Source organism: Allobosea sp. 10L417, from assembly GCF_056395485.1.
Map to the genome: position 1 here is coordinate 23,832 of NZ_JBFTJP010000002.1, position 16,559 is coordinate 40,390.

The 16,559-nt window shown below is 66.6% G+C and carries 15 protein-coding genes; 10 read left to right on the forward strand and 5 right to left on the reverse strand.

Annotated elements, in window-relative coordinates; translation table 11 throughout:
• The first annotated feature begins 14 nt into the window (after positions 1-14).
• The 4 genes from AC1DE3_RS06345 (at position 15) to AC1DE3_RS06360 (ending at position 4,624) form a co-directional block, all read left to right on the forward strand.
• Positions 15-899, forward strand: coding sequence for an SDR family NAD(P)-dependent oxidoreductase (locus tag AC1DE3_RS06345; RefSeq protein WP_441511011.1), 885 nt, complete (start codon positions 15-17; stop codon positions 897-899).
• On the forward strand, positions 883-1,743 hold the full coding sequence (locus AC1DE3_RS06350) for an SDR family oxidoreductase (protein WP_441511012.1): 861 nt from the start codon (positions 883-885) through the stop codon (positions 1,741-1,743). The genes AC1DE3_RS06345 and AC1DE3_RS06350 overlap by 17 nt, the downstream gene beginning before the upstream one ends.
• A 79-nt stretch (positions 1,744-1,822) precedes the next feature.
• Positions 1,823-2,812: a magnesium transporter CorA family protein gene (locus AC1DE3_RS06355; RefSeq protein WP_441511013.1), complete on the forward strand. Its 990-nt coding sequence runs from the start codon at positions 1,823-1,825 to the stop codon at positions 2,810-2,812.
• Positions 2,813-2,845: 33 nt separating this feature from the next.
• Positions 2,846-4,624, forward strand: coding sequence for an SLC13 family permease (locus AC1DE3_RS06360; protein WP_441511014.1), 1,779 nt, complete (start codon positions 2,846-2,848; stop codon positions 4,622-4,624).
• On the opposite strand, the gene corA is transcribed toward AC1DE3_RS06360, so the two are convergent.
• Positions 4,621-5,676, reverse strand: a complete 1,056-nt coding sequence (gene corA, locus AC1DE3_RS06365) for a magnesium/cobalt transporter CorA (RefSeq protein ID WP_441511015.1) — start codon at positions 5,674-5,676, stop codon at positions 4,621-4,623. The two genes, AC1DE3_RS06360 and corA, sit on opposite strands and share 4 nt — an antisense overlap.
• 112 nt (positions 5,677-5,788) lie before the next feature.
• The gene (locus tag AC1DE3_RS06370; protein WP_441511016.1) at positions 5,789-6,835 is read right to left on the reverse strand and encodes a cysteine synthase A; all 1,047 of its coding nucleotides are present in this window, start codon (positions 6,833-6,835) and stop codon (positions 5,789-5,791) included.
• 142 nt (positions 6,836-6,977) lie between these two features.
• Between AC1DE3_RS06370 and AC1DE3_RS06375 the strand changes: the two genes are divergently transcribed.
• The 5 genes from AC1DE3_RS06375 (at position 6,978) to AC1DE3_RS06395 (ending at position 12,805) form a co-directional block, all read left to right on the forward strand.
• Positions 6,978-8,216 carry a class I SAM-dependent RNA methyltransferase gene (locus AC1DE3_RS06375; RefSeq protein ID WP_441511017.1) on the forward strand — a complete coding sequence of 413 codons (1,239 nt, stop codon included), beginning with the start codon at positions 6,978-6,980 and terminating at the stop codon, positions 8,214-8,216.
• A 171-nt stretch (positions 8,217-8,387) separates the two neighbouring features.
• The gene (locus tag AC1DE3_RS06380; RefSeq protein ID WP_441511018.1) at positions 8,388-9,800 is read left to right on the forward strand and encodes an FAD-binding oxidoreductase; all 1,413 of its coding nucleotides are present in this window, start codon (positions 8,388-8,390) and stop codon (positions 9,798-9,800) included.
• Between the two features lie 259 nt (positions 9,801-10,059).
• Complete coding sequence (locus tag AC1DE3_RS06385; RefSeq protein ID WP_441511192.1) at positions 10,060-11,133, forward strand: ABC transporter substrate-binding protein; 1,074 nt, start codon at positions 10,060-10,062, stop codon at positions 11,131-11,133.
• 83 nt (positions 11,134-11,216) lie between these two features.
• Positions 11,217-12,029: an ABC transporter ATP-binding protein gene (locus AC1DE3_RS06390; RefSeq protein WP_476852269.1), complete on the forward strand. Its 813-nt coding sequence runs from the start codon at positions 11,217-11,219 to the stop codon at positions 12,027-12,029.
• Entirely contained in the window at positions 12,029-12,805 is a 777-nt protein-coding gene (locus tag AC1DE3_RS06395; protein ID WP_441511019.1) for an ABC transporter permease, read from the forward strand. The genes AC1DE3_RS06390 and AC1DE3_RS06395 overlap by 1 nt, the downstream gene beginning before the upstream one ends.
• 1 nt (position 12,806) lies before the next feature.
• On the opposite strand, the gene AC1DE3_RS06400 is transcribed toward AC1DE3_RS06395, so the two are convergent.
• Entirely contained in the window at positions 12,807-14,402 is a 1,596-nt protein-coding gene (locus AC1DE3_RS06400) for a gamma-glutamyltransferase family protein (protein ID WP_476852270.1), read from the reverse strand.
• A 49-nt stretch (positions 14,403-14,451) separates the two neighbouring features.
• A complete protein-coding gene (locus tag AC1DE3_RS06405) occupies positions 14,452-15,219 on the reverse strand; it encodes an SOS response-associated peptidase (protein ID WP_441511021.1) in 768 nt (255 codons plus the stop codon).
• A gap of 88 nt (positions 15,220-15,307) precedes the next feature.
• On the opposite strand from AC1DE3_RS06405, the gene AC1DE3_RS06410 reads away from it, so the two are divergent.
• Positions 15,308-15,808 (forward strand): hypothetical protein, encoded by a 501-nt coding sequence (locus tag AC1DE3_RS06410; RefSeq protein WP_476852271.1) that lies wholly within the window; start codon positions 15,308-15,310, stop codon positions 15,806-15,808.
• Here AC1DE3_RS06410 and AC1DE3_RS06415 read toward each other — a convergent pair whose 3' ends face one another.
• Complete coding sequence (locus AC1DE3_RS06415) at positions 15,809-16,537, reverse strand: TlyA family RNA methyltransferase (RefSeq protein WP_441511023.1); 729 nt, start codon at positions 16,535-16,537, stop codon at positions 15,809-15,811.
• Positions 16,538-16,559 lie beyond the last annotated feature (22 nt).

A 16,559-nucleotide genomic window follows, 5' to 3' on the forward strand; every position in this document is an offset into this window, starting at 1 on the left:
GAGGCGAAGCGCTGATGAGCGAAGCTGTCGCGCCGACACTCACCGGCCGCATCTGCCTTGTGGCGGGAGCCTCGCGCGGGGTCGGGCGCGGCATCGCCAGGGCCTTGGGCGAGGCCGGCGCCACGGTGATCGTCACCGGGCGCTCCAGCGAGGCCGGGCCGCATACCGATCAGCGCCCGGAAACCTTCGAGGATACGGCCCGCGAGGTCGAGGCGGCCGGCGGCAAGGGCTACCCCTATCGCTGCGACCACACCAGTGAACGCGATGTCGACGGGCTCGCCGCCTGGGCCCTGCGCCGCTTCGGCCGGCTCGACTGCGTCGTCGATGCGGTCTGGGGCGGCAATGAAGGCTATGACGGCGAGCGCTACCCGGACGGCTCGGGCTTCGGCACTCCCTTCTGGCGCCGCCCGGTCGCGAGGCTGGGGGAGAGCTTCGAGAGCGGCGTCTATGCCCAGCTCCTTCTCGCACGTGCCGTCGCGCCGGCCATGGTGCAGATGCGCTCCGGCCTCATCGTCACGGTGAGTTTCGACACGGCAGGCAGCTATCTCGGCGATGTCTTCTACGATCTCGCCAAGGCCGCGATGAATCGGCTGACCTTTGCGATGGCCGAAGAGTTGAAGTCCTTCGGCGTCACCGCGCTCGGGCTTTCGCCGGGCTATGTCCTGACCGAGCGCGTCCGCGACGCCGGCCTCGCAGCGGAAACCACGGAAACGCCGCTCTATGCCGGCCGCGCCGTCGCCGCGCTCGCCGCCGACCCGCAACTTGCTCGCTTCGCCGGACAGGTGCTGCAAGTCGCCGATCTGGCGCGCGCCTATGGCTTCACCGACCGGGACGGCTCGCAGCCCGGCCGCTTCGTCATCACGAACGAACAGGGAGGCGGCGATGTCGCTCAAGGGTAAGACGCTTTTCATCACCGGCGGCTCGCGCGGTATCGGCCTTGCCATCGCGATCAAGGCTGCGAAGGACGGCGCCAATGTGACCATCGCGGCCAAGACGGCCGAGCCGCACCCGAAGCTGCCGGGCACGATCTATACGGCCGCGGCCGAGATCGAGGCGGCCGGCGGCAAATGCCTGCCGCTGATGGTCGATGTCCGCGACGAGCAGGGCGTTGCCGAGGCGATCGCCAAGACGGCCGAGACCTTCGGCGGCATCGACATCGTCGTGAACAACGCCAGCGCGATCCAACTCGCCAACACCCAGATGATCGACATGAAGCGCTTCGATCTGATGCATCAGATCAACACGCGCGGCACCTTCATGGTCTCGAAATATGCGATTCCGTATCTGGAGAAGGCCGCGAATCCGCATATCCTGATGCTCTCGCCGCCGCTCGACATGAAGACGCAGTGGTTCGCGCCGCATCTGGCCTATTCCATCGCCAAATACGGCATGAGCCTGTGCGTGCTCGGCCTCGCCGGGGAGTTGGCGCCGAAAGGCATCGCGGTCAACGCGCTTTGGCCGCGCACGACCATCGCGACCGCCGCCGTCCAGAACCTGCTCGGCGGCGACAAGATGGTGCAGGCGAGCCGCACGCCCGAAATCCTGGCCGATGCCGCCCATATGATCTTCTCGAAGTCGTCCCGCGAATTCTCGGGCAACTTCCTGATCGACGACAGCTTCATGGCGGGCGAGGGCGTCACGGACTTCACGCCCTATCGGGTCGATCCGTCCGTGCCGCTGATGCCGGATTTCTTCGTCCCGGCCGACAGCAAGCCGCCGCAGGGGGTAAAGGGTGGCGTCTGAGCCGTCATCGGTTTGACATGCGTCCCGGATCGGAGTTCCTGCCGGCACCTGTCCTGACCGTGCAGCGAGATTCGCGCCCATGCTGATTATCCATGGCGTCTGCCCCGATTCGCGCGACAAGCTTCGGCATGCGGCGCTCGGGCCGGGCGAGGCCTTTCCGGCGGACGCCATCTGGATCGATCTGCTCAACCCGACGCCCGAGGAAGACAAGCGCGTCGAGCAGCATCTCGGCATCTCGATCCCGACGCGCGAGGAGATGCATGATCTCGAGCCTTCCGAGATCATCTACACCGAGGATGGCGCGCGCTTCATGACGGCGCGCATCATCTGCCAGTCCGATACGGTCGTTCCCAAATTGGCGGACGTCACCTTCATCCTGACCGACAAGGCGCTGGTGACGGTGCGTTATGACGAGCCGGGCGCCTTCAACATCTTCCTCAACCGCGCGACCAAGCCGGGCGGTTGCGGCGAGCAACCGGAAGCGGTCCTCGACGGGCTGATCGAGGCGATCGTCGATCGTGCGGCGGAGGTGCTGCGCGGCGTCGGCGACAAGATCGACATCGCCTCGCGCCGGATCTTCGCCGGGCGGGGACAGGATGTGGAGCGGGGCGGCGTCTATCAGATCGTCATCCAGAAGATCGGCCAGTACGAGCACATCATCTCGAATGTGCGCGAGAGCATGGTTTCGGTCGAGCGCGTGCTGCTCTTCCTCTCGGCCAACTATACCCGGCCGAAGAAGGCGCAGACCGGATTTTCGGCGGAGTGGCGCTCGGCTGTGCGCGACGTGCAGGCCATCGAGGAGCACGCCGCCTTCCTCTCCAACAAGCTGCAGTTCATGATGGACGCTACGCTCGGGCTCGTCTCGATCGAGCAGAACAAGATCATCAAGCTGTTTTCGGTCGTTTCGGTCGCGCTCATGCCGCCGACGCTGATCGCCTCGATCTACGGCATGAACTTCAAGACCATGCCGGAGTTGGATTGGCAGTGGGGCTATCCGATGGCGATCGGGCTGATGATCCTGTTCGCTGTTCTGCCCTATATGCTCTTTCGCTGGAAGAAATGGCTCTGACGCCAGGCTTGCGGCGGCTACCCAGACGACCGGATGACCCAGCCTCAGCTTCTCTCCGTTCTCCTCGTCGCCGGCATGATGGCCGCCTTCCTCTGGGGGCGGCTGCGCTACGACATCGTTGCGATGCTGGCGCTGTTGTTCGCCGTGGTCCTGGGGCTGGTGCCGGCCGCAGAGGCCTTCAAGGGCTTCTCCGATGACATCGTGATCATCGTCGGCAGCGCGCTGGTGCTGAGCGCGGCGGTTGCGCGCTCCCGCATCATCGAGCGCCTGTTCTCGAAGCTGGGTCCGCGCCTCTCCTCGACCCAGCTGGAGGTGCCCCTGCTCGTTTTCGCGGTCGCCATCATGTCGGCGATCATCAAGAACATCGGCGCGCTCGCGATGATGCTGCCGATCGCCTACCAGCTCGCGCGCAAGGGCGGGAGATCGCCCTCGGTCTTCCTGATGCCGATGGCCTTTGCCTCATTGCTGGGCGGTATCGTCACGCTGGTCGGCACTTCGCCCAACGTCATCGTCGCACGCGTCAGGCAGGAGCTTGGCGGCGAGCCCTTCCGGATGTTCGATTTCGCGCCGGTCGGCATCGTTGTGGCGCTGGCGGGCTGCGCCTTCCTGAGCGTCGGCTACCGGCTTCTGCCGCGCGACCGTCGTGGCGCCGTCACGCTCGATCAGGCTATCGACATCAAGGATTACCTCACCGAAGCGAAGGTCGCGGAGAAGTCGCCGCTCGCCGGCAAGACAGTGGCGGACCTCAAGGCGATCGGCGACGGCGGGGCCGAGATCGTCTCGATCCTGCGCAAAGAGCGCCGCGTGCAGGCGCCGCTGCCGGATGCGGGCCTGCGAACAGGGGACATTCTGCTGTTGCGCGGCGATGCGGCCGTGCTCGAGCGCGTCGTCGCCGAGGGCGGGCTGGACCTGATCGGAAAGAACCGTCCCACACAGAAGGAGGATGCGCTCGATCCCGACCGCATAGCCGAGGCGATCATCGGGCCGGACTCTGTTCTGATCGGACAATCCGCCGGCGATCTGGCGCTGCACAGCCGCTTCGGCGTCAACATGATCGCGATCAGCCGCTCCGGCGAGCGCTTCAGCCAGCGACTGCGCGATATCCGCCTGCGCGCCGGCGATATCGTCGTCATCCAGGGCGACGAGAAGCTGCTGCCGGAAAAACTCTCGGAGACGGGGCTGCTGCCGCTGGCTGACCGGCTTCTGCCGCTCGGCTCGACGCGTCGTGTGCTGCTGACCGTGACGATCGTGCTGGCTGCGATCATCGCGCTCGCGGCCGGGCTCGCTCCGGTGCCGCTTGTCTTTTTTGCCGCGGCCGTATCGCTGATCGCCTTCCGCTGCGTGCCGCTGCGCGAGGCCTATCAGAACATCGACGCGCCGATCCTGCTGATGCTGGCGGCGCTGATCCCGGTCAGCGACTCCTTGCGGACGACGGGCACGACCGATCTCTTCGCGTCCTGGCTTGCTGCGGCCGGAAGTGGCATGCCGGGCTGGGCCTCCGTTGCGCTGATCCTCATTGCGGCGATGGCCGTGACCCCCTTCCTGAACAACGCAGCGACAGTGCTCGTGATGGCGCCGATCGGCGCCGGCTTCGCCAAAAATCTCGGCTACAATCCCGACGCCTTCCTGATGGCGGTCGCGATCGGCGCGGCCTGCGACTTCCTCACGCCGATCGGCCATCAGTGCAACACGCTGGTAATGGGGCCGGGCGGCTATCGCTTCGGCGATTATGCCCGGCTCGGCGCGCCGCTCTCGCTCATCGTCATTCTGCTCGCCGTGCCGATGATCCTGCTGGTCTGGCCGCTGCGCTAGAGCCAGCCGTTCCGCTTGAACCGCCAATACAGCGTCACGCAGGCGCAGGCGATCAGCAGCAGCACCACGTAGTAGCCGTACTGGAATTCCAGCTCCGGCATGTTCTTGAAGTTCATGCCGTAGATGCCGGCGACCGCGGTCGGAACCGCCAGGATGGCTGCCCAGGAGGCGAGCCGCTTGGTGATGGAGTTCTCCTGGCTCTGTCCGACCAGCAGGCTCGCCTCGAAGGCGAAGGCCAGCACCTCGCGCAGGCTGTCGATCTTCTCCTGCACGGTACGGACATGGTCGGTCACGTCTCGGAACATCGCGGCGAGCGCCGGCCGCACCTGGGGCACGTTGCCATTGGTCAGGCGCTGGCAGACATCGACCAGCGGCGCGATGGCATTGCGCAGCCGCAGCAGGTCGCGCCGGAGCATGTAGAGCCGCTCGATGTCGGAGCGCGTCATCGGCTTGGCGAGAACCCTGTCCTCGATCTCCTCGACCTCGTCATGGATCGCCTCTAGCACCGGCATGTAATTGTCGACGATGAAGTCGAGGATCGCATAGAGGATGAAGTCCTCGCCCTTGGCCAGCGAGGTCGGGCAGGTCTCCCAATGCTGCCGGACCGACGTATATGAGGTCGAGGCGCCATGACGCACGCTGACGATATAGCCGCGGCCGATGAAGATATGCGTCTCGCCGAAAGCGATGCGCCCGTCGATCAGTTGCGCGGTGCGCGCCACCACGAACAGGGCGTCGCCATATTGCTCGAGCTTCGGGCGCTGATGGGCATTGGTGGCATCCTCGACCGCGAGCGGATGCAGGTTGAACTGCTGCTGCACGCATTTGAGCACGGCGGGTTCCGGTTCGAAGAGCCCGATCCAGACGACATGGCCGTCCTTGTTTGCCCATTCGCCGGCTTCCTCCACCGGAATGTCGGCGATGCGAACGCCATGAGCATAGACGCTTGATGCGACGACGCCGGCTTCGTGAAGTTGCCCCTCGGCCCCTGGATCGCGAGGAAGCGGTTTTGGAGCCGCGGAGGCGGCAAACCGGACGTTCGAGACTGTCATGCGATCACCTCGTCGATCGCGAGATCACCCTGCGGGCAGGCTAGAACTGTTCCTGGTCCTTGGAAATCACTTTTCCGGCAAAAGGAGCGCTGTGGCGGCGACGGGTCGACCTCTACGCCATCACCCTGGCGGCGACCTGCTTCAGCGCCGCGCTGTCGCGCTCCAGCCAGCCGGGAACGGGCAGATTCTTCGAGCGCAGGAATTCGGGGTTGAACAGCTTGGACTGGTAGCGCGTGCCGTAGTCGCACAGCACCGTCACGATCGTGTGGCCGGGACCCATCTGCTTCGCCAGCCGGATCGCGCCGGCGACATTGATGCCCGAAGAGCCGCCGAGGCACAGCCCTTCCTGCTCGAGCAGGTCGAAGACGATCTGCACCGCTTCGGCATCGGGAATCTGGAAGGCGGCGTCGACCGGCGCGTCCTCCAGATTGGCGGTGATGCGGCCCTGGCCGATGCCCTCGGTGATCGAGGATCCCTCCGCCTTCAGCACGCCTGATGTGTAGTAGGAATAGAGCGCCGCGCCCATCGGGTCGGCGAGGCCGATCGTCACCTTCGGATTGCGTGCCTTCAGCGCCATGCCGACGCCGGCAAGCGTGCCGCCCGAGCCGACCGCGCAGATGAAGCCGTCGACCTTGCCTGCCGTCTGCTCCCAGATTTCCGGGCCGGTCGTCTCGAAATGGCCTTGCCGGTTGGCGGTGTTGTCGAACTGGTTGGCCCAGATCGCGCCGTTCGGCTCGCTCTTCGCCAGCTCCTCGGCGAGGCGGCCGGAGACCTTCACATAGTTGTTGGGGTTGGAATAAGGCGCGGCCGGCACCTCGACCAGCGTGGCGCCCGCCAGCCGCAGCATGTCCTTCTTTTCCTGGCTCTGCGTCTCCGGGATGACGATGACGGAGCGATAGCCCAGCGCATTGCCGACCAGCGCGATGCCGATGCCGGTATTACCCGCCGTGCCTTCGACGATCACGCCGCCGGGCTTGAGCTGCCCCTTCGCCTCTGCGTCGCGGATGATGGCGAGCGCGGCGCGGTCCTTCACCGACTGCCCGGGATTCATGAATTCGGCCTTGCCGAGGATGGTGCAGCCGGTTTCCCGCGATGCCTGCTGCAGCTTGATGAGCGGGGTGTTGCCGATCGCTTCGATGACGCCGTCGCGGATGGTCATGGCCGGATTTCCCAATTCGTCTCTGACCTGATAGGCGAAACGCTCGCCAAGGTCACCAAGCAAGCGGGCCGCACGCCCCGAGTTCGCAACAATGCCAATCGCCAAACCGCAGCCGGGAGAAAACTCTTCTCCAAGGCTCGCCATGAATGAAATTCTGGTCGTCGATCACCTCGGTCAGCGCGGCGACGGTATTGTGCGAACGCCCGCTGGCACCGTGTTCGTGCCCTATGCTCTGGCGGGCGAAACCGTGCGCGCCGTGGTCGACGGCGAGCGCGGGCAACTCGTGGAGATCATAGCGCCCTCCACATCCCGCATCGCTGCGATCTGCCCGCTCTTCACCCGCTGCGGCGGCTGCGCGGCGCAGCATATGGAGCCCGGCCTCTACCGGGAATGGAAGCGCCAGCAGGTCGTCACGACATTGAGCCGCGCCGGCATCGAGGCGCCGGTCGCCGGCCTCGTCGATGCCCATGGCGCCGGGCGCCGGCGTGTGACCTTCCATGCCCGCCGCCAGGGCGAGGCGATGGTCGTCGGCTTCATGGCTGCGCGCAGCCATGAACTCATCGCGATCGAGGCTTGCCCGGTGCTGGTGCCGGGCCTGGATCGAGCGCCTGCCGTCGCCCTGATGTTGGCGAACCGCATGGGCGGCGCGAACAAGCCGCTCGACATCCAGATCACCGCTTCGGAAGCCGGACTCGACGTCGATATGCGCGGTCACGGCCCGCTCGGCGACAAGCTCAGGCTCGCCCTGACGCAGCTGGCCGAACGGCTCGACCTCGCCCGGCTCTCGAATCATGGCGAAATCGTCGTCGAGCGCCGGCCACCCTTGCAGCACATGGGCAAGGCCCTGGTCGCCCCGGCTGCAGGCGGTTTCCTCCAAGCGACGGCAGCGGGCGAGGAGGTTCTGGCCGGTCTCGTGATGGATGCCCTGCCGAAGGGCAAGCGCGTCGCCGATCTCTTCGCCGGTTGCGGCCCGTTCAGCTTCCGGCTGGCCGAGCGCATGCAGGTGCTGGCGGTGGAGAGCGAGAACGCGGCGATGCTCGCCCTTGCCAGGGGCGCCGGTGCGACGCAGGGGCTGAAGCCCATCGCCACCGAGACGCGCGACCTGTTCCGACGCCCCCTGCTGGAGCATGAACTCAACGGCTTCGACGTCGTGGTGCTCGACCCGCCGCGCGCCGGCGCGGAAGCGCAGGTCAAGCGGCTGGCCGCCTCCAAGGTCAGGGACGTGATCTACGTTTCCTGCGATGCCGGCAGTTTCGCCCGCGATGCTGCGACGCTGGTTGCGGGCGGTTATGCGTTGGAGGCCGTGACGCCGGTCGACCAGTTCCGCTATTCCGCCCATGTCGAGCTCGTCGGCGTGTTCCGGCGAGGCAGGAAGGGATAATCCCGGTTCGAACATCTCTCAGCCCTCATCCTGAGGAGCCGCGAAGCGGCGTCTCGAAGGATGGTCCAGGAGGCTCCGAAACCATCTGGAGCATCCTTCGAGACGCAAGCTCCGCTTGCTCCTCAGGATGAGGGCTGAGGTTCGAAAAGGCTTACGAGGCAGGGCTTCAGGATGAGCACAATTCTCGATCGCATGGCCGGCATCGTCGGCGCGAAGAACGTCGTCACTGATCCCGACGCGATGGTGCCTTACCTCAAGGAGTGGCGCGATCTCTTCCGCGGCAAGGCGCAAGGCATCGTCCGCCCCGGCTCGACCGCCGAGGTGGCGGAGCTGGTGAAGCTCGCCGCCGAGACCGGCACGACGCTGGTGCCGCAGGGCGGCAATACCGGCCTCGTCGGCGGCCAGATCCCGATTGCGGAGGGCAGGGAGATCATCCTCTCGCTGCAGCGGCTCGACAAGGTCCGCGTCGTCGACACCGACGGCGACACCATGATCGTCGAAGCCGGCGTCACGCTGAAGCGCGCGCAGGACACGGCCGAGGCGGCCGGCCGTCTCTTCCCGCTCTCGCTTGCCTCGGAAGGTTCCTGCACCATCGGCGGCAACCTCTCGACCAATGCCGGCGGCACGGCCGTGCTCGCCTATGGCAATGCCCGCGAGCTCTGCCTCGGGCTTGAGGTCGTGCTGCCCGACGGGCGCATCTGGAACGGGCTGCGCCAGCTCCGCAAGGACAACACCGGCTACGACCTGAAGGACCTCTTCATCGGCGCCGAAGGCACGCTTGGCATCATCACGGCTGCCGTGCTCAAGCTCTTCCCGCTGCCGGCGGCACGCGCCACGGCCTTCCTCGCCGTGCCGGACCCTGAAGCGGCGCTCGCGCTGCTGAATGCCGCCAAGGCCGGTGCCGGCGGCACGCTCACCACTTTCGAATTGATGCCCCGCATCGGCCTCGAATTCGTCCTGCGCCACGCTTCGGGCGCGCGCGACCCGCTCTCGGAGCCGTCGCCCTGGTACGTCCTGATGGAAGTCTCCGCTCAGTCCGCGGCCGGGCTCGACGAGGCTGTCGAGGCCTTCCTCGGCGATGCCCTTGAGAAGGGCATCGTCACGGATGCGGCGTTGGCGGGATCGCTGACCCAGCGCGCCGATTTCTGGAAGCTGCGCGAGATGATGTCGGAAGTGCAGACCTATGAGGGTGGCTCGATCAAGCACGACGTCTCGGTGCCGGTCCATGCCACGCCCGAATTCCTGAAGCGGGCAATTCCGGTAGTCGAGGCGATGGTGCCGGGCTGCCGGCCCGTGCCTTTCGGCCATCTCGGCGACGGCAATATCCATTTCAACGTCAGCCAGCCGGTCGGCGCCGACAAGGCGACGTATCTCGCCTGCTGGAACGAGATGAACGAGGCGGTCCACGCCATCGTCACGGAGCTGCACGGCTCGATCTCGGCCGAACACGGCATCGGCCGCCTGAAGCGCGACCTGCTGCCGGGCGTGAAGGATGCGGTCGAGCTCGACCTGATGCGCAGCATCAAGCAGACGCTCGACCCGAAGGGGATACTCAACCCCGGCGCGATGCTGGCGCAGGGCTGAGCACGCCCGTCATGCTCGGGCGTGACCCGAGCATCTCCTGATCGAGCTTCTCGGGTCTGCGCTCCGCCCAGCCCGAGAATGACGCCAACGCGCGGTGGCTACTGGCCTGCTTGCCCCATCGGCAAGCTGCGTCGTGAAGCATCGCCGTCGGTGCTCGCTGCTCAAAAATTTGGCAGGATGGTCCCCGCGCTCGATTGACCGCTTTTTGCCTCGTCACTAGCCTTCGGCCTCATAACGAGAACGTGAGGGGTTGGCTGGTATGATCGGCGTGACGCGGATGCTGTCGAATTGCGCGCGGATGACGGGCTTCGGGCCGACGCGGCGCGGTCTTGTCGGGGCGGCTTTGGTGGGAGCGGTCGCGCTGGCCGGGGCGATGCCCGCCACCGCCCAGACACCACTCAAGTTCACGCTCGACTGGGTCTTCCAGGGGCCGACCTCGCCCTTCCTCGTCGCGCTCGACAAGGGTTACTACAAGGCCGAAGGGCTGGATGTGACGATGGACCCCGGCCAGGGCTCGGCCGGCGCCGTCCAGCGCGTCGCGACCGGCGCCTACGACATCGGCTTCGCCGATGTGAACTCGCTGATCGAGTACAACGCCAAGAACGCGGGCAAGGAAATCCTCTGCGTCTTCATGGCCTATGACTTCCCGCCCTTCGGCGTCCACGCGCTGAAGAAGAGCGGCATCGCCAAGCCCGCAGACCTCGCCGGCAAGAAGCTGGGCGCGCCGGTCTTCGACGCCTCCTTCCGCCTGTTTCCGGCCTTCGCCAAGAAGGTCGGCATCGACGCTGCCAGCGTCCAGCACGTCAACCTGACGCCGCAGCTGCGCGAGCAGTCGCTGGTGCAGGGCACGGTCGACTTCATCTCCGGCCATTACTTCTCGTCGATCCTCGATCTGAAGGCGCGCGGCGTGAAGGCGGAGGACGTCGTCTCGTTCAACTACTCCGACTACAAGATGGACGTTTACGGCAACGGTATCATCGTCTCGCCGGCGCTCGCCGCGAAGCCGGAGGTCGTCACCGGCTTCCTGCGCGCCACCGCCAAGGCCTGGAAGGAGGTCGCCGCCAATCCGGCCCTGGGCATCGCTGCCGCCAAGAAGCGCGACCCGCTGATCGACGAGAAGCTGGAGGCCGAGCGCCTCGACATGTCGCTGAAAATGAACGTGCTGACGCCCTTCGTGAAGGAAAACGGCATGGGCGATGTCGATCCCGCCCGCTTCGCCCGCTCGGTCAAGGACGTGGCCGAAGCCTTCGGCCTTCCCTCTGCACCCGAGCCGGACAAGGTCTTCACGGGCAAGTTCCTGCCGCCGAAGGCGGAGCGGATGGTCGCGCCGTAGCGCATACAGCCGTCATGGTCGGGCTTGACCCGACCATCTCCTTGGAGCCTTTCCTTCCCGAGATTCTCGGGGCAAGCCCGAGAATGACGCATTTGATACCCGAAACTTCCGCTTCTCCCCTCGTCGAACTGCGGCAAGTCGGTCTCGCCTATGGCAGTGGTTCAAACCGCATGCTGGCGCTGGATGACGCGACGCTCTCCATCGACAAGGGCGAGTTCATCGCCGTGGTCGGTCCGTCCGGCTGCGGCAAGTCGACCTTGATGAAACTCGTCACCGGCCTGCTGCCTCCGACCAGCGGCGAAGTCCGCGTGCACGGACAGGTCGTGAAGGGGCCGATCCGCGGCGTCGGCATGGCCTTTCAGGCGCCGACCCTGATGCCGTGGCGGACCACGCGCGACAACATCCTGCTGCCACTGGAGGTGGTCGAGCCGCACAAGCGCCGTTTTCGATCCAACAAGGCCGAGTACATCGCGCGTGTCGAGGCGTTGCTTGCCTCGGTCGGGCTCGCCGGCTTCGGGGACAAATTCCCCTGGCAACTCTCGGGCGGCATGCAGCAACGCTCCAGCCTGTGCCGCGCCCTTGTCCACGAGCCGGATATCCTGATGCTCGACGAGCCTTTCGGCGCGCTCGACGCGTTCACGCGTGAAGAGCTTTGGGGTGTGATGCAGAAGCTCTGGATGGAGCGCCGCTTCACGGCCGTGCTCGTCACGCACGACCTGCGCGAAGCCGTCTATCTCGCCGACACCGTCTATGTGATGAGCCGGCGCCCCGGCAAGATCGTCAAGATCCGCAAGGTCGAGCTGCCGCGCCCGCGCACCCTGGAGACGACCTTCTCGGTCGAGTTCGTCGACATCGTCCACGAGCTGCGCGAACGCATCCATCTGGAGCATGCGTGATGAGCGAACCTCAGAAGCGCCTGCTGCTCATCGCCATGCCCTGGCTGGCTATGGCCGGCTTGCTGCTGGCCTGGGAACTGGCCTGCATCGTCTTCGACGTGCCGGAAATCTTGGCGCCGCGCCCCAGCCGCATCTTCGAGACCATGGTGCTGCGCTGGGACATCCTGCTGCGCTTCTGCCTGGAGACGCTCTGGACCACGCTGATCGGCTTCGCGATGGCGATCGGCTTCGGCCTGCTGCTCGGTCTTGCCATCGGCGCATCGCCCTTCGTCTATGCCGGGCTCTATCCGCTGCTGATCGCCTTCAACGCGATCCCGAAGGTCGCGATCGTACCGATCCTGATGATCTGGGTCGGCGTCGGCGCGTTGCCGGCTGTGATCACGGCCTTCGTCATCTCCTTCTTCCCGATCGTCGTGAACGTCGCCACGGGGCTCGCGACCATCGAGCCGGAGATGCGCGACGTGATGCGCTCGCTCGGCGCGAGCCAGTGGGAAATCCTGACCAAGGTCGGCGTTCCCCGCGCGATGCCCTATCTCTTCGCCAGCCTGAAGGTCTCGGTGACGCTCGCCTTCGTCGGCTCGGTGCTGTCGGAGACGGTCGGCGGCAATCGCGGCATCGGCTTCCTGATGCTGTCGGCCGGCGCGCGCAACGACGCGCCGACGACCTTCGCCGGCCTGTTCTCCATCGCCATCATGGGCATGGCGCTCTACGCGCTCTGCGCCCTGGTCGAGCGGCGGATGACCCGCTGGGCCTTCCGCGGCGAGATCGTCGCCTGAGCTACGGCGTCGCGACGTAGCCGTCGCGGCGCGGATCGGCCGCGCCGGTGAACACGCCGGTCACCGGATCGACCGCCACCGCCTGCATGCCACCGCAGCGCATCGTCCAGCCGACATCGAAGGCGCGCGCCTCATGGCCCCGCCGGACGAGTTCGGCGATGGTCTCCGGCCCGATCCGGTTCTCGATTTCGACGAGGCTGCCGTCCCAGAGCCGGGCGCGCGGCGCCTCGATCGCCTCCTGCAGTGGCAGACCGAAGACGAGATGCTGGACCATGGCCTGCGCCTGGGTCTGCATGATGCCGTAGCTGCCGGGCGTGCCCAGAGCGAGCACCGGCTTGCCGTCCCGCGTCGAGAGCGAGGGTGACATGCACATCGCCAGTTCGTCGCCGGGCTTGGAGCGGTTCGGGCTGTCGTGCTGGACGTCCGCCCAGTACAGGAAGTTGTTGAGGCACAGCCCCGTGCCGGTCACGACGACGCCGCTGCCGAAGGGGCTGCCGAGGCTCTGCGTGATGCAGATCAGGTTGCCGTCGCTGTCGGCGATCGAGAACGAGGTCGTATGCGCCGGGTCCTCGCTCGCCTGCGGCGTCCACTGTTCGGTCGGTCCCGTAACCGGCTTGCCGTCGGTGAGGCGCTTGCGCAGGCGCTCCACCGCGCCGTCGGACAAGAGTTCGGCGAGCTTGTCAGGACCGGGGTTGTTGTGGGCGATGCGCTCGCCGGCCGCGAGGCGGATCGCGCGGTAGACGAGGTCGAGATGATCAGCCCCGTCCTTTGGCAGGTCCGCGAGGTCGAGCCCGTCGAGCAGGCGCAGCGTCAGCAGGTACTGGAAGCCCTCGCAAGGCGGCGGCGGCACATGCACCGTCAGCCCGCGGAAGCTCGCCGCCAGCGGTTCGCGCCACACCGTCTTCACCGCCGCGAGATCGGCCATCGTCATCGAGCCGCCGAGCGCCTGCAGATGGGCGACGACCTTCTCGCCGAGGGCGCCGCGATAGAGGTGATCCGGCCCCTTGGCGGCGATATCGCTCAGCGTCTGCGCGAGGTCGGACTGCACGAGCAGCGAGCCGAGATGCAGGGCGCCATTGGGCTGATAGTTCTGGGACCAGGCCGGGTAGAGCGCGGGGCGATTCTTCAGCAATGGATCGTTCTCTTCGAACTCCGCCGCGCCGAACTCGGCCAGCGCGAAACCATCCCGCGCCAGCGCGATGGCGGGCGCGAAAACCTCCGGCAGGGCTTTGCGACCGTAGGTCTTCACCAGCTCGCACCAGCCGGCGAGGTTGCCCGGCGAAGCGACGGCGAGCGGGCCGCGCTCGAGGTCGGTGCGCTTGCTGAAGCGCTCGGCCGGAAAGCTCGCGGGAATCGGCGGCACGAAATCGAGCACCCGCACGCGCTGTTCGGCCGCGACCCATAGCGTGGCGAAGCCCATCCCGGCGAGGCCGGACATGAACGGCTCGACGACATTGAGCGCGGCGGCGGTGGCGGCTGCGGCGTCGAAGGCATTGCCACCCTGCGCCAGAATGCGCGCTCCGGCCTGCGCCGCCAGTGGATGGGCCGCGGCGACCATGCCGTGGCGAGAGGTCATGGTGGGGCGGCGGCCGTGCATCTCTCGTCTCCTCGTCGTCTTCTGCGGCGATCAGAGCATGATTCCGGCGCTAGAACAGGCTGCCTTGCCCGTCATCCGTGGGAGGCCGGGTCGCCTTGCGCGCATGGCGCTTGGGCTCTTCGGGAGTCTCCCGATGGGGCGGATCGCCCAGAGGCAGCTGCACTTCCGGCCCGTCATTGGCGACCTTGTTGACGGTGTTGCCGATGGCGACGGCCTCCAGCATCTCGTCCGGTGGCGGCTTGAGCAGACGCCCGGTCTGCTCGGCCGTGGCCTGCGGATCGAGCCACGCATTGTAGTCGCGCCGATCGAGAATGATCGGGCAGCGGTGGTGGATCGCGGCCATCAGCCCGTTCGCCGGCCCCGTCATCATCGCGACCGTGTCGATCTCCGAACCATCCGGCGAATGCCAGGTCTCCCACAGCGCGGCGAAGGCGAAGAGGCCGCGATCCGGCCGGCGAAACAGGAATGGCTCGCTCTGCGCCTGCCGGCCGGTGCCGCTGCGCCGCCATTCATAGAAGGCATCGGCTGGCAGCAGGCAGCGCCGGCGTGTCAGCGCGTTGCGAAAGGACGGCTTTTCGGCCGCGCTCTCGCTGCGCACGTTGATGACCAGCGGAAAGTCCTTCGCGTCCCGCACCCAGCTGGGAATGAAGCCCCAGCGCATCAGCAGGAAGCGCGGCGTTCCATCGTGCAGGAGGACGGCCGGCACCGGCTGTGTCGGCGCGATGTTGTAGCGCGGCGGGAAATTCGGCTGCTCGCGATAGCCGAAGGCCTCGCGCATCGCTACAGGGGGGAGGGTAATCGCATAGCGTCCGCACATGGCGGCTGTTTAGGTCGAGACGAGGCGGTCAGATCAACACTTTCTTTCCGGTTGGCCAAACATAGTCGCGCCGATTCCGGGGCGGATGATGAGTGCCATCGCGACGAATGTGCTGGCTGTGGCGCCGGCGGGACTGGCTGGAAGCGTCGACGCTCCCCGTCTCTCGACCGATTTTCTGAACCGCTACAGCGAGGCCCTGATGCTGATCGAGATGGCCGGCATGGACGAGAGTCTCGTCGCCGATCTTCAGGCCTGGCAGAGCGTCGGCTATCGCGAGCATTTCCGAAATTCGCCGCTGCGTTGTGCGGCTTCGGCGCTGGCGGCCTATGACAGGATCGAGCCCGCCCGCGCGGTCGCCTTCGAGGATGTCTGCCGATCAATGACCCGGCTGGTGCGGACTGTGACCGCGCTGCTTGTCGAGACGCCGCAGCCGAAGGAACTGCCGGTGATCGTCGAGGTCGCGAGCGATGCCCTGCGCCGGCAGATCGCCCGCGCCACGCAGTTTATCAACGCCAATGGCGCGATCGACATCGCCGTTTTCGAGGATGCGGTCTTGCAGGCGCAGATCGATGCGCTGATCGCGCGCTGATCAGGCTTGCCGCCGCGCCCCGACGAGAAATTCCCGGTTGCCGTCGCCACCCTCGATCGGGGAGGGGATCGGCCCATCGACCGTGAAGCCGAGCGCCTGCAATTCCGCGACGATCTCGTCGCAGACCTGACGCTGGATCGCCTCGTCCCGGACGATGCCCTTCTTGAGGGCGGCCCGGCCGGCCTCGAACTGGGGCTTGATCAGCGCGGCTATGCCGGCAGCCGGCGCGAGCAGCGCCGCCACCGCGGGCAGTACGAGCTTGAGCGAGATGAAGCTGACGTCGATGGCTGCGAAGGATGGCGGTTCCGGCAGGGCCTCCGGGGCCAATGTGCGGATGTCCTGACCTTCGAAGCTGGTGACGCGCGGATCGGCGCGCAGCGAGGCATGGAGCTGATCGCGCCCGACATCGACGGCGACGACATGGCGGGCGCCGCGCTTCAGCAGCAGGTCGGTGAAGCCGCCGGTCGAGGAGCCGACATCGAGGCAGGTCAACCCCTGCGGGTCGAAACCGAAGGAGTCGAGGGCGCCTTCCAGCTTGAGGCCGCCACGCGATACGTAAGGGTGAGGCGCTTCGGCGGTCAGTTCGGCGTCATCAGCCACCATTTCCGAGGCCTTGCGTACCGGCCGGCCGGCGACGCTGACGAGCCCGGCGGCAATGGCGGCCTGAGCCCGCGCCCGGCTCTCGAAGAAGCCGCGCTCGACAAGCAGTTGGTCCGCGCGGCTTTTCATCGTGCTTCGCCCGCATCGGCAA